The organism is Vibrio sp. 2-1-2a, from assembly GCF_032648565.1.
Taxonomy (GTDB): Bacteria; Pseudomonadota; Gammaproteobacteria; order Enterobacterales; family Vibrionaceae; genus Vibrio; species Vibrio diabolicus.
Map to the genome: position 1 here is coordinate 304998 of NZ_WBOH01000003.1, position 12446 is coordinate 317443.

Sequence of the window (12446 nt, forward strand, 5' to 3'; positions counted from 1 at the left end):
CTTCCCCATCCCGCCGCATCTTAAATAATATCACGCGCAGTTATTGGCTCTTCATGGTCTCTAACTGCGCGGCTTCATGTTCCGCGTTCAAGGCTTGTTTCTGCTGCTGTTTAACCTCATCCCAACTGCGTCCCGATTCAATCGCAGATACACGCTGCTCGTATTTAGTGCAGGCTCTTTCGAGTACTTTCTCAGGATCTATGCCCTTTTCTCTTTCCAACACTTTTAATACGTTAAGATAGTTCCACAACACATCGCCTAACTCGTCTTCCAAATGACAAAGGCGGTTCTCACGAATCTCTTCACGGACTTCATCGACTTCTTTGCCAATGGCCTCCAGATAAGTCTCTACGCCTTTAAACCAAGTGTTGGTTTGGTCATATTGAGATTTTCTCGTCGCAATTGCGTACAGCTCATCAAATTTCTTCATTATCTCTCCGTAGAACGAGTTTTTATTTACGCCTCTTTAGGACGAATAAACTTCCCTTTTGCCGTCACTCTAACTTCATTATTGACCAGTAATTGAGCCACCAGTTGATATATACCGCGGCGTTCACCTTCACAGTGTGCAGTAATCGTGACGCGCTCATCTAGCTCAATAGGTGCATGGTAGCGCACATCCAACTGCGCTGTAAGGGCTTGAATGTTTCTAAATAACAAACAGTGTGTCATTGCACCATCGAGCAGCGAACTCGCAATGCCACCATGCAACAGGTCTGTGTAACCTTGATGACGAGGTAAAACGTGAAACTCTCCGACAACAGAACCATCGGCTAGACACTGGTAGTTCACAGCCAAAGAGTTCGGATTCGCATCGATGGAAGAACAAACCGCACATTGATAATGAGATTCGTGAGTGGAATGAAAGTGACTATTTGCGGACATGTTAAGTACTCGGCTTGTAAAAAGGAGTAATTAGCATATGCCAATTATTAAAAAGAAATGGCGAGTAATCTTTGTTTGCACGTTGTAGGGCCAACAACCTCATTATCCATAACGTTAAATAATCATTTTCATAATTAACGATAATTTCCAGTTTATTTAGAGTGGCGATATGGTTTGCATAGTGATTACGCAACGTTATGAAAGGCGACTTATGAAGTTTCTCCACACGATGATCCGTGTTGTTGACCTAGACAAATCTATCGAATTTTATACAAACGTTCTGGGAATGAGCGTTTTGGATCGTTTTGAAAACCAAGAATACCGTTACTCACTGGTGTTTGTTGGTAGCCCTGATCAACCAGATGGCGCGACCATCGAGCTAACTTATAACTGGGATGCCGGCAGTTACGACTTAGGTAACGCATTCGGACACATGGCGCTTGGGTGTGAAGACATTTACGCAGCTTGCGAACAAATCAAAGCGCTTGGTGGCAACGTCACTCGCGAACCCGGTCCAATGAAAGGAGGAGAAACGCACATCGCCTTCATTAAAGATCCCGACGGCTACCCAATCGAACTGATTCAAACTGAACAATAACGAGGTTTCCTATGACAGATGCATTATTTCAACCGATTCAACTTGGCTCTCTCTCATTAAAAAACCGCATCGTTATGCCTCCGATGACGCGCTCTCGAGCCTCTCAACCGGGTAATGTTGCCAACGACATGATGGCCACCTACTACGCTCAACGCACCGAAGCGGGATTAATTGTTGCTGAAGGCACGCAAATTTCACCAACGGGTCAAGGCTACGCGTGGACACCGGGTATTTATAGCCCAGAGCAAATTGCTGGCTGGAAAAAAGTAACTGATGCAGTGCACGAGAAAGGCGGCGTTATCTTCGCGCAATTATGGCACGTTGGTCGTGTGACTCATCCTGACAACATCGGCGGCGAGCAACCTATTTCTTCTTCTGCGCTCAAAGCAGAAAACGTGAAAGTATTTATCGACAATGGCACAGACGAACCTGGCTTTGTCGACGTGGTTGAGCCACGTGAAATGACCAAACAAGACATCAAGAATGTTATTGAAGAATACCGCCAAGCCGCATTAAACGCGATAGAAGCTGGGTTTGATGGTGTCGAACTTCACGCAGCAAATGGCTACTTGGTTAACCAATTTATCGATTCTGAAGCGAACAACCGCACCGATGAATACGGCGGCTCAATTGAAAACCGTCTGCGTTTTCTTGGTGAAGTGGTAGAAGCGATGACGCAAGCCATTGGCGCAGAGCGTGTTGGTGTTCGCCTTGCACCATTCACTTCGTTAAACGGCACCGTTGATAGCACACCAGTCGACACCTACACCGCTGCTGCTGCGCTGCTTGATAAACTCAATGTGGTTTACATTCACATTGCAGAAGTGGATTGGGACGACGCGCCAGACACTCCCCACGACTTTAAAGCCGCAGTTCGTGAGGCGTATAAAGGCACACTGATCTATGCCGGTCGTTACAACGCAGAAAAGGCGCGACACGCGATTGAAAGTGGCTTAGCCAACATGATCGGTTTTGGTCGCCCGTTTGTTGCAAACCCAGACTTGCCAAGCCGCATCAAGCATGGCTATCCGCTGGCAGAACATGACCCTGCCACATTGTTCGGCGGCGATGAAAAAGGCTTAGTGGACTACCCTGCGTATCACTCGGGTTAATTCATCTGCGTAAAGCTGATTCGCAACTCGCGACAAACCAATAGCTAACCCAAAAGAACCTTGCTCTTCCCCCTGTGACGCCAAGATGCAGGGTTCTTTTTAGGCATGCCACCAAGAATTAACGTCTTTGACAAGATGTACAACCTCGGCACGCAGAGCGCGTCATTTTACTTAGTAAACTGCGTTGTACTTTACAGTAGGAATTTTTCAGTGCGCGGCGGCCTGAAAACCAATCATCCGGTTTAGTGAGGATTAAGTAGCCGTTGAACCTCTTAACCAACTCGATTCGGTTGTTTTCGATAAATCGGCTATCAAACTCGATTTCGAAGTAATCCAACGCTTCTTCGATACAAGTAAAGCTGGCAATTTTTTCCTGAATTGTATTCTCTGTCATTGTTTCTTTAGCGTTATCATTTTCAATGAAGTCTAAGAGCCTCGCGCTTTACGTTCTTTGATTTAGCGCTTCTTAACATCACTCTTTCTGGGATTTCCATATTGAAATTCAATTTGGGAATTCGTTATTTCCCCCAGCCTTTTCATTTTGATAATCACTTTAAGGCTCTGATTTAAAGCAACATTATTTCTGGTTCATATTTTGCTCTACTTCGTTAAACGGAATGTTGGAGGGACACGATATGACTTACAGAGCGGAAGTAGACGGATTAAGGGCGATTGCTGTCACGTTGGTGATTTTATTTCATGCAGGAGTTGAGCAGTTCGCTGGTGGCTTTATTGGCGTCGACGTGTTTTTTGTTATCAGCGGCTATTTGATCACCACCATCGTGATTAACGATTTGGAAAACCAGAAGTTTAGCCTCGGTGATTTTTATGAGCGACGCATTCGCCGCATACTTCCCCTGCTACTGGTGGTGATTGCCGTCAGCTATTTGATGTCTTGGTGGCTATTTTTGCCACAAGCACACAAAGACGTTGGTCAGTTCGCAGTGTCTTCTATTCTTTCTTCATCCAACATTCTTCTGTATTTAAAAGGCCACAATTACTTCGGTTTAGAAGATCAAGCCAATCCGCTATTTCACACCTGGAGCTTGGGCGTTGAAGAACAATACTACATTGTCATTCCTTTGCTACTCATGCTACTCGCTCGTGGCAAAAACGCGTTTTACCTGACTTTTTTCATCGCGGTATTTGCGCTGAGTTTGATGGCTATTGTCTATACGAGCAACGATCCTGATTTCGCCTTCTACATGATCTTCTCTCGTGCTTGGGAGCTGGCAACCGGTTCATTACTCGCATTAGTAATGAGAAAAGCTCAAGTTCAATCCAACGATACGCTGGCAACCATTGGCATCGTTTTGATATTGGCCTCTGCACTTTTGTTTGAAAAATCGCAAGATGGCGCGGGTATCACTTTGCTGGTGCCGGTCATCGGTAGCGCGTTAGTGATTTTGTTTGCCTCTAAAGACAATGTCTGCGGTAAATTGCTGAGCCTCAAATGGGTCGTGTTCGTCGGCTTAATCAGCTACAGCTTGTACTTGTGGCATATTCCGCTATTTGTGTTTTACCGCTACATGCTGGACGCAACTCAAGACGTCAATATCTCGCTTTACATTGCCGCTCTTTTTGTACTGTCTTACTTCACTTGGCGCTTTGTGGAAAAGCCGTTCCGCAGCCGAAAAGCCATGAGCATGCGCACTGTGTCCGCGGTTATTGTGTTGTTGACGTTGCCCTTGCTAACGTTCGGCGTTATCGGTCATCAAAACGGTGGTTTTCCAGAAAGAAGCGCATTTTTCGAAGCCATGCGCGTTAATAACGGTTACGGTTTAAATTGCAACGGCAACACTGACGTTAACGATGTGTGCTCGTCTGCGCCGCAGCCCACCATCGCTGTGTTAGGCAATAGTCACAGCATGGTGTACGTGAAGCGTCTGTCCGAAGTAACACCAACTGGCGTGGTGCAACTTACTCAAGATTCCTGTGCAGTAGGTTATGTCGACATCATCAAAGATGCTGGATCAATTTCTTGCCGACAGTTCTTCAAACAGGCAGTCGATACCATTTTGCGTACCCCTTCTATTCGTCGCGTCGTTATCTCTTCCAACTTCAATAAAGAGCTTTCACAAGCCGATTATGAGACATCATTAACTGGATTGTTGAATGAACTGGAAGGGAAAGAAGTGGTCGTTTTCGGCCCAACGCCTTCTGCACCTTTTGCGGTAGGAGAATGCCTTTGGAAAGCGCGTTTGTTTGGCGAGACGAAAGAGTCCGCATGCGATTTTTCTCCCAAACAACATCACCCTCAAAACGTGGAAAAGTTAGTGAACTACTTTGAGCAATTTGAGCATGTTGAGTTTGTCGACTTGACCGAGGCCATTTGCAGAAATGGTGTATGTCGAATGAAAGTTGGTGCGAACAACGCCATGTATACCGATGACAGCCATTTATCTTACAAAGGTGCTGAGTTAGTGCTTGGGCATTACCACAACAGTACGAATGAAGCGCAACAGTTCACTTACGACCGACAATAACCAAGAGAATAAACTTTTATGCTTCAGCGCTTATCTCAGGTAAGCGCTGAATATTTTAAAGCGAGAGAAAGCCAGCGCGTTTATTTGAAAATGCGTGGGTCAAACGCGAAATCGAGCTTTTCGGCTTTCTTGATGCTCTCTTTCATTTTGGGATGATTTGGGTTCACCACGTAGTTTTTATCACGAGGTGAAATCGTTGAAGGCACTTGCAGCGCGGCAAACTCAGGATGAGGATCATTGAGAAACTGGTCACCAATGTACTGTGTAGACTCGCTCGCCGGTATTGCTCGCCACGTCACTGGAAGATCTTCTTCATCTAAGGTGGCGATGAGGTATTCTGGCATTTCAATACGATATAAATCGTACAGTTTGGTGATAGCTGGATCGTTATTTACGTGAACAAACACTTCCAACGAGCAAAGGGATTCCGATTCAGAGAAGTAGAGGGCTTCGGTTCCTTTTGAGTTCCATCGCCCTCCAAACAACTTTGCGCCAACGGGGCTGAATGGCGTGTCAGCAAATTTCTTTTGTGTGAGACGATAGAGCTTCATATTACGAGAACACCCCGTGCTCTAAACGGCCGATCAAATCTTTGACGATTTCAAAATCCACCGTGGTCGAGACCATGTCTAGCGGCCTTTTTCCACCTAAGCCGTACACATTCTCTCTCATCCATTTTAACGCGCGCTCTTCGTCGTCAAACAACTCTGTCGCGAGTTTCAATAACATCGCTAATCGATAGATTGCATCACTCTCTTGAGTATTAAAACGCTCATCATTTTTAAGACGACGCTTAATTGTACTAACAGGAATCAGTGTCACATGTTGGAATTCACTTTGAGAAAGCTTTACTCGATCAACAATGTTCCGGTATACCTTGGGCTCAAAGCCTTTGTGAACCGCATCAATACGACCCGTTTCAGCATCTTCAATACCTAACATAAGCCAGAAATTGGCTTTATGAGATTGTTTCGGCTTAAAGCTTTTTAATGCTGCAGTTGCCATACTAAGCTCCTATGGTTCATATGGTCTAGTTATTATGGTTCAAATGAGCTCAAATTTCAATCAAAGTAAAAAGACAGGTAAAGAAAAAGGCGAGCTTTGCGCCCGCCTCTCTTACTTATTCATCAACTTTGTTTACGCATCTACCGATTTGCATCGTTTCACTTATTACAAGTCAAAACGGTCGGCGTTCATGACTTTCGTCCATGCAGCGATGAAATCGTGGATGAATTTTTCCTGATTATCATCTTGCGCATACACTTCCGCGTACGAACGTAGAATCGAGTTTGAGCCAAAGACAAGATCCACACGGGTTGCCGTCCACTTCACAGCGTCGGTTTTACGATCACGGATTTCATATTGATTAGCACTCACTGGTTTCCACATATATACCATGTCAGTAAAGTTCACGAAGAAATCATTCGACAAAGTGCCTACTCGGTCAGTAAATACGCCCTCTTTTCCACCACCGTAGTTACTGCCTAGAACGCGCATACCACCGATGAGTACCGTCATTTCTGGTGCTGTCAAACCCATAAGCTGCGCTCGGTCGAGCAACAACTCTTCCGGCTTAACCGCGTAGTCTTTCTTCAACCAATTTCGGAAACCGTCAGCAACAGGCTCAAGAACTTCGAACGATTCAACATCCGTCATCTCTTGGGTGGCATCACCTCGGCCTGGCGCGAATGGTACGGAAACATCATGACCTGCGGCACGCGCAGCCAGTTCAATACCTACGTTACCAGCAAGCACGATAGCGTCAGCAACACTACAGCCCTCTTCTGCTGCTATTTTTTCTAGCACAGCAAGAACACGACTTAGACGCTCTGGCTCGTTTCCTTGCCAATCTTTTTGCGGAGCCAAACGAATTCTCGCACCATTTGCGCCACCTCGGCGGTCAGAGCCACGGTAAGTACGCGCACTATCCCAAGCCGTGCTTACTAGCTCGCTAATGGATAGGCCACTTGCTTCGATTTTTGTTTTCACTAAATCGACATCGTAGTCTGTCTTACCTGCAGGCGTTGGGTCTTGCCAAATAAGATCTTCGCTTGGCACATCAGGTCCGAAATAACATGATTTTGGTCCTAGATCACGGTGTGTCAACTTAAACCAGGCACGAGCAAAAACGTCATCAAAGTACGCTGGGTCATTTTGGAACTTTTCTGCAATCTTGCGATATTCAGGGTCCATTTTGAGCGCCATATCGGCGTCAGTCATGATTGGATTGTAGCGCTTAGAGCCGTCTTCAACATCGACAGGCTTGTCTTCTTCTTCAATGTCGATTGGCTCCCACTGCCATGCACCTGCTGGGCTCTTCTTCAGTTCCCAATCGTACTTAAATAGTAGGTGGAAGTATCCGTAATCCCATTGTGTAGGGTGTGTCGTCCAAGCACCTTCAATGCCACTCGTTACCGTGTCACGGCCAATGCCACGTGTTTTGTGGTTAATCCAGCCAAGACCTTGTTCATGAACGTCTGCTGCTTCGGGCTCTGGACCAAGGTTTGCGGCATCACCATTACCATGACACTTACCGACCGTATGACCACCCGCTGTGAGCGCGACAGTTTCTTCATCGTTCATTGCCATTCGCGCAAAGGTCACACGCATGTCATGTGCTGTTTTGAGAGGATCCGGGTTCCCGTCCACCCCTTCTGGGTTGACGTAGATAAGCCCCATCATTACTGCGGCAAGTGGATTTTCTAAATCTCGCTCACCAGAATAGCGGCTGTTATCAGCATCACTTGTGGCTAACCATTCTTGCTCGGAACCCCAGTAGGTGTCTTTTTCGGGATGCCAAATGTCTTCTCGCCCAAAGCCAAAACCAAAGGTCTTAAAGCCCATGGATTCATACGCCATGTTACCGGCAAGGACAATCAGATCGGCCCAACTTAATTTGTTGCCATATTTTTTCTTGATGGGCCATAAAAGGCGGCGAGCCTTATCGAGGTTTGCGTTATCTGGCCAAGAGTTGAGAGGAGCAAAACGCTGGTTGCCTGTCGCAGCGCCGCCACGTCCATCCGCGATACGATAACTACCCGCTGCGTGCCATGCCATTCGGATCATTAAACCGCCGTAATGTCCCCAGTCGGCAGGCCACCAGTCTTGGCTGTCAGTCATTAAGTCTTTTAAGTCTTTTTTAAGTGCTTCGACATCTAGCTTTTTCAGTTCTTCTTTGTAATTAAAGTCCTGGCCAAATGGGTTGGTTTTGGAGTCGTGTTGATGCAGGATGTCTAAGTTTAAGGCATTCGGCCACCAATCCATCACCGACTTATCTGTAGATGTTTGCCCACCATGCATAACTGGACATTTACCTACCGAACCGCCGTTTGTGTTGCTCATATAATGCTCCTTCGTATCGTGGTTGTGGCAACCACTCTTTGTTATTCAATAAATCGAATATCCACCTCAAACAGCGTAGTTCATACACTGAATTTTTAGTTAACGCCAAGTCAAAATTTCCATATCTCGGCTAATAAATAATTGTTATCAAACATGTACCTATATGCAGAAAATATGGATAGAGATCAGTTTAACTCCATACCTGAATACTTGATCCCAGACAGCCTCGCCATGTTGTGATCCCAGGTCGCTAAATCATGGCGACTAAATTCATTCAGAGCGTGGTGACCACATGCCCTTGCCATAACTTGCATGAGCTCGACCGAGGATTCGAAGAAATTTTTCAGTTGCTGAGATGATTTTTCGATATCGAGACGCTGCCTCAAATCGGCATTTTGCGTTGCGATCCCCGCAGGGCAATTATTGGTGTTACAAATCCGGGCCGCGACGCAACCGATCGATTGCATCGCACTGTTTGCTATCGCCACTCCGTCTGCCCCAAGTGCCAACGCTTTGACAAAATCCATAGGAACTCGCAACCCACCAGTGATGATTAATGTGACGCGGTCACTTGCGCCTTTTTCATCTAAGTACTTACGCGCACGAGCTAACGCAGGAATGGTTGGCACGCTAATATGATCACGGAACATAGTTGGCGCCGCGCCCGTGCCACCACCGCGACCATCTAAGATTATGTAATCGGCACCCGCATCGAGCGCAAATTGTATGTCTTGCTCAATATGGTTTGCACTGAGTTTAAAGCCAATTGGAATGCCGCCCGTGATGCCACGGACTCTGTCAGCAAACTTTCTGAAATCGTGAGTAGTATGAAGATCTTTAAATGTTGGCGGTGAGATTGCTGGTTGGCCTTCGGGGATACCTCTCACCTGAGAGATCTTACCTACATTTTTATTTGCTGGAAGATGACCACCCGTGCCTGTTTTGGCGCCCTGCCCACCTTTAAAATGAAAAGCCTGAACATTAAGAAGCTTGGATTCATCGTAGCCAAACTGAGCACTGGCAAGCTCATAGAAATACCGCGAATTTGCAGCTTGTTCTTCAGGTAACATCCCCCCTTCACCGGAACAAATACCAGTCCCTGCCAACTCAGCACCTTTTGCTAGCGCAATTTTCGCCTCTTCCGAAAGTGCGCCAAAACTCATGTCCGATACCAATAAAGGGATAGCAAGTTTGAGCGGCTTACGTGCGTTTGGCCCCACAATCAACTCAGTTGATACGGGAACGTCTTCCAACAACGGTTGTGTCGCCATTTGCGCCACCATGATTTGTATAGCATCCCAATGTGGTAGCAAATGCCTAGGAACCCCCATTGCAGCCATCGGACCATGATGACCGAGTTTAGAGAGCCCTTCTCTCGCTAACTGGTGGATAAACTCTAGGGTTGGTTCTTCTTGAGTAGCGGACGCAGTCGGTTTGTCACTTTTCTCTCGTTTTTTCTCAGGGCCTTCTTTGCCGACTTGCTCAGAAGAAAAACGCTTATGTGTTCCATCACAAAATGGGGCATTAGAGGTATGCTTGCACTGGCAGAGATACGCCTCTTCATCTTTTTCCGCAGTAAAGCTCATTGGCTTTAAGCCTGTTCCCGAATGCGACCCATCGCAATAAGGTTGATTTTTAGAACGTCCACATCGGCAAAAGTAATATTCTTGCCCTTCGGTTAGATTCACTTTAATCGGCTTATTATCGGCGATGATTGGCTTGCTCATGTTGCCCCCTGTTTATTATTGTTAACCACGCTTTCTCGCTGGCTTGCAATAAGCGTAGAACAGGAGCGGAAAGAGCGTCAGCGAAACCAGAGTAAAATACGCGATTGTCGCTTGCCTCACCTATACTCTTTATGGGTCTCATACACGTGGAGGCTATATGACGATTGCAACCCGATTAGATGAATATTTGACTGAGCATAACATTCACTTTCAAACCGTGAATCACAGCCACAGTCATAGCTCGCTACAAAGTGGTGTTGCCGCAGGTGTGCCTTTAATGAATATCGCAAAAGGCGTCATTCTTGAGGATCATGAAGGGCATCATATGATGGCAGTCTTACCTGCCAACAACAAAATCAGTTTGTCGAGATTAAACGATGAATTTAACGCTACTTTCCACTTGGTGAAAGAGCGTATGGTTTACCGACTCTTCACTGATTGTGAGCACGGCGCGATTCCACCGATTGGTAGTCCTTACCACATGTCGACCGTTTGTGATGAAAGATTAGCAAACTTGGAACATGTCTATCTTGAAGCCGGCGATCATGAAACTCTGATTAAGCTAGATAGAAAGGCATTTAAAGAGCTAATGAACGACTGCAAATACTTAAGATTCAGCAGTGAAGTTCTGCATTAAACTTCCAAAAATCTGTCGACATTTCGTGAAAAAGGCTCTTTCAAAAAGAGCCTTTCTTTCTCTATTGGCAGCACGTGGTGGAAACTTCCCGACCTTAGGTAATCCGCAATTCAGAACACATAGAAGCAAAAAACGCCCGTTTGAGCGGTTTTAACAATCCAACCACTATCGAACAAAAATCTTTTGTATCGCTTTTATCGCTATAGCTCTGCGACGCATTAATGCCCCCGTCCTTGGTAGCCATTTCGGCGTGTGGAGTACGGTTTTCGCGTGGCTAAAGGTTCTGAATCCTTCCACTCCGTGATAATGACCAATGCCTGATTCACCAACGCCACCGAAAGGCGCATCTTCAGCGCCAACGTGTAATACCGTGTCGTTAATGCCGACGCCGCCACTGTGTGTGTTGCGTACAATATGTCTGATGGTCGATTTGTTGTCCGACATAACATACAGCGCAAGTGGTCGCTGGTGCTGATTAATGTAGTCAATCGCTTCATCTACCGCTTTGTAAGGCTTGATGGGTAGAAATGGCCCAAATATTTCCTCTTGCATGATGCGCATATCTGTCGACACGTCTGTGATCAAATGAGGATACAAAAGCCTTTCCTGTTGAGGTGACGCTTCAACAGTATGGATGCTTGCGCCCTGAGCTTTGGCGTCCTCAAGTAGCGCAGTCAAACGATCATACTGTCGTTGATTAATAATATGGGTCAGCTTTTGATTCTTATTGGATTTCAAATAGAGTTTTTCAAAACGTTTTAAGAACAGCGTGATGAACTCTTCGACGCGTTCTTGTGGTACAAACGCGTAATCTGGCGCCACACAAATCTGACCGGCATTGATGCATTTACCAAACAAAATCGCATCAACGGTTTTCTTCATGTCTGCATCTTCTGCAATGATCACCGGAGATTTTCCACCCAGTTCTAACGTCACTGGAGTCAGGTTTTCAGCCGCTGCTTTTGCCACAGCTCGACCAACATTTGTCGAGCCAGTAAACAAAAGATGATCGAATGGCAGTTGGCTGAATGATCGTGCAACGTCCGCTTCACCTTCAAATACTTCGACATATTCAGACAACTCGCGACAAATATTGACGATGACTTTATTGGTTTTGGGCGTAAATTCGCTGAGCTTCATCATCACACGGTTACCTGCGGCCAAAGCAGTAACTAAAGGCGCAAGGCTCAAAATGACAGGAAAATTCCACGGCGAAATGATCCCGACCACGCCGAGTGGCTGATACTGAACAGTCACTTTCGACGGAGCAAGCAACAGACCGGATTCACGCTTACTTGGTTTGCACCACTTTTTTAGCTGCTTGATGGTGTAATTGATGTGCGAGACCGTCGGCAAAACGTCGGTCATGGCGGTATCAAATTCGGAACGATAGCCAAAATCGTCACTCAGCGCTTCCACCAATGCTTGTTTATTCGCAATCAGAGCTTGTTTTAGCAAGACAAGGCGCTGCTTACGCTCATCCAAACTAGGATACGGTTCGGCGGCATACGCCGCTTTTAAGCGATCAAGGCTTTGTTGTAACGAGTTGTCCACTTCAACCTCTGCGATTGCGTTCATGATGCTTCTCCTAACCTAGTTTCAACCGATGACGCTCCAAATTAACACGAGCGCAACAATGTTACTATTGTAGCGCTCGCG

General features: G+C 46.2%; 12 protein-coding genes. 4 read left to right on the forward strand and 8 right to left on the reverse strand.

Going from position 1 to position 12446, the window contains the following annotated elements; translation table 11 throughout:
• Nucleotides 1-40: 40 nt before the first annotated feature.
• Entirely contained in the window at nucleotides 41-430 is a 390-nt protein-coding gene (locus F7Y48_RS09770; RefSeq protein WP_048624986.1) for a MazG nucleotide pyrophosphohydrolase domain-containing protein, read from the reverse strand.
• A gap of 26 nt (nucleotides 431-456) precedes the next feature.
• Entirely contained in the window at nucleotides 457-885 is a 429-nt protein-coding gene (locus F7Y48_RS09775) for a PaaI family thioesterase (protein WP_048624985.1), read from the reverse strand.
• Nucleotides 886-1096: 211 nt separating this feature from the next.
• Here F7Y48_RS09775 and gloA point away from each other — a divergent pair, with 211 nt between their 5' ends.
• Together gloA and F7Y48_RS09785 are read left to right on the forward strand one after the other, a co-directional pair.
• On the forward strand, nucleotides 1097-1483 hold the full coding sequence (gene gloA / locus F7Y48_RS09780) for a lactoylglutathione lyase (protein WP_109169914.1): 387 nt from the start codon (nucleotides 1097-1099) through the stop codon (nucleotides 1481-1483).
• A gap of 11 nt (nucleotides 1484-1494) precedes the next feature.
• The gene (locus tag F7Y48_RS09785; protein ID WP_316683726.1) at nucleotides 1495-2595 is read left to right on the forward strand and encodes an alkene reductase; all 1101 of its coding nucleotides are present in this window, start codon (nucleotides 1495-1497) and stop codon (nucleotides 2593-2595) included.
• Between the two features lie 118 nt (nucleotides 2596-2713).
• On the opposite strand, the gene F7Y48_RS09790 is transcribed toward F7Y48_RS09785, so the two are convergent.
• On the reverse strand, nucleotides 2714-2989 hold the full coding sequence (locus tag F7Y48_RS09790) for a nitrogenase-stabilizing/protective protein NifW (protein ID WP_316683727.1): 276 nt from the start codon (nucleotides 2987-2989) through the stop codon (nucleotides 2714-2716).
• Between the two features lie 241 nt (nucleotides 2990-3230).
• Between F7Y48_RS09790 and F7Y48_RS09795 the strand changes: the two genes are divergently transcribed.
• Nucleotides 3231-5081, forward strand: a complete 1851-nt coding sequence (locus F7Y48_RS09795) for an acyltransferase family protein (RefSeq protein ID WP_316683728.1) — start codon at nucleotides 3231-3233, stop codon at nucleotides 5079-5081.
• A gap of 80 nt (nucleotides 5082-5161) precedes the next feature.
• On the opposite strand, the gene F7Y48_RS09800 is transcribed toward F7Y48_RS09795, so the two are convergent.
• From F7Y48_RS09800 to F7Y48_RS09815, 4 genes are all read right to left on the reverse strand, one after another.
• A complete protein-coding gene (locus F7Y48_RS09800) occupies nucleotides 5162-5632 on the reverse strand; it encodes an RES family NAD+ phosphorylase (RefSeq protein WP_316683729.1) in 471 nt (156 codons plus the stop codon).
• Between the two features lies 1 nt (nucleotide 5633).
• Nucleotides 5634-6086 carry an antitoxin Xre/MbcA/ParS toxin-binding domain-containing protein gene (locus tag F7Y48_RS09805; protein ID WP_006742299.1) on the reverse strand — a complete coding sequence of 151 codons (453 nt, stop codon included), beginning with the start codon at nucleotides 6084-6086 and terminating at the stop codon, nucleotides 5634-5636.
• A 165-nt stretch (nucleotides 6087-6251) separates the two neighbouring features.
• Nucleotides 6252-8423, reverse strand: coding sequence for a catalase/peroxidase HPI (gene katG / locus F7Y48_RS09810; RefSeq protein WP_316683730.1), 2172 nt, complete (start codon nucleotides 8421-8423; stop codon nucleotides 6252-6254).
• 185 nt (nucleotides 8424-8608) lie between these two features.
• The gene (locus F7Y48_RS09815; protein WP_167427445.1) at nucleotides 8609-10150 is read right to left on the reverse strand and encodes a glutamate synthase-related protein; all 1542 of its coding nucleotides are present in this window, start codon (nucleotides 10148-10150) and stop codon (nucleotides 8609-8611) included.
• Between the two features lie 157 nt (nucleotides 10151-10307).
• Between F7Y48_RS09815 and F7Y48_RS09820 the strand changes: the two genes are divergently transcribed.
• The gene (locus F7Y48_RS09820; protein ID WP_006742302.1) at nucleotides 10308-10787 is read left to right on the forward strand and encodes an aminoacyl-tRNA deacylase; all 480 of its coding nucleotides are present in this window, start codon (nucleotides 10308-10310) and stop codon (nucleotides 10785-10787) included.
• 165 nt (nucleotides 10788-10952) lie between these two features.
• Here the strand turns inward: F7Y48_RS09820 and F7Y48_RS09825 are convergent, their stop codons facing one another.
• A complete protein-coding gene (locus F7Y48_RS09825; RefSeq protein ID WP_316683731.1) occupies nucleotides 10953-12365 on the reverse strand; it encodes a coniferyl aldehyde dehydrogenase in 1413 nt (470 codons plus the stop codon).
• Between the last annotated feature and the right edge of the window lie 81 nt (nucleotides 12366-12446).

Excerpts from the sequence above, each read along its gene's own strand:
- F7Y48_RS09770 (WP_048624986.1), bottom strand. The coding sequence starts at position 430 with ATGAAGAAATTTGATGAGCTGTACGCAATTGCGACGAGAAAATCTCAA.
- F7Y48_RS09775 (WP_048624985.1), bottom strand. The coding sequence starts at position 885 with ATGTCCGCAAATAGTCACTTTCATTCCACTCACGAATCTCATTATCAA.
- gloA (WP_109169914.1), top strand. The coding sequence starts at position 1,097 with ATGAAGTTTCTCCACACGATGATCCGTGTTGTTGACCTAGACAAATCT.
- F7Y48_RS09785 (WP_316683726.1), top strand. The coding sequence starts at position 1,495 with ATGACAGATGCATTATTTCAACCGATTCAACTTGGCTCTCTCTCATTA.
- F7Y48_RS09790 (WP_316683727.1), bottom strand. The coding sequence starts at position 2,989 with ATGACAGAGAATACAATTCAGGAAAAAATTGCCAGCTTTACTTGTATC.
- F7Y48_RS09795 (WP_316683728.1), top strand. The coding sequence starts at position 3,231 with ATGACTTACAGAGCGGAAGTAGACGGATTAAGGGCGATTGCTGTCACG.
- F7Y48_RS09800 (WP_316683729.1), bottom strand. The coding sequence starts at position 5,632 with ATGAAGCTCTATCGTCTCACACAAAAGAAATTTGCTGACACGCCATTC.
- F7Y48_RS09805 (WP_006742299.1), bottom strand. The coding sequence starts at position 6,086 with ATGGCAACTGCAGCATTAAAAAGCTTTAAGCCGAAACAATCTCATAAA.
- katG (WP_316683730.1), bottom strand. The coding sequence starts at position 8,423 with ATGAGCAACACAAACGGCGGTTCGGTAGGTAAATGTCCAGTTATGCAT.
- F7Y48_RS09815 (WP_167427445.1), bottom strand. The coding sequence starts at position 10,150 with ATGAGCAAGCCAATCATCGCCGATAATAAGCCGATTAAAGTGAATCTA.
- F7Y48_RS09820 (WP_006742302.1), top strand. The coding sequence starts at position 10,308 with ATGACGATTGCAACCCGATTAGATGAATATTTGACTGAGCATAACATT.
- F7Y48_RS09825 (WP_316683731.1), bottom strand. The coding sequence starts at position 12,365 with ATGAACGCAATCGCAGAGGTTGAAGTGGACAACTCGTTACAACAAAGC.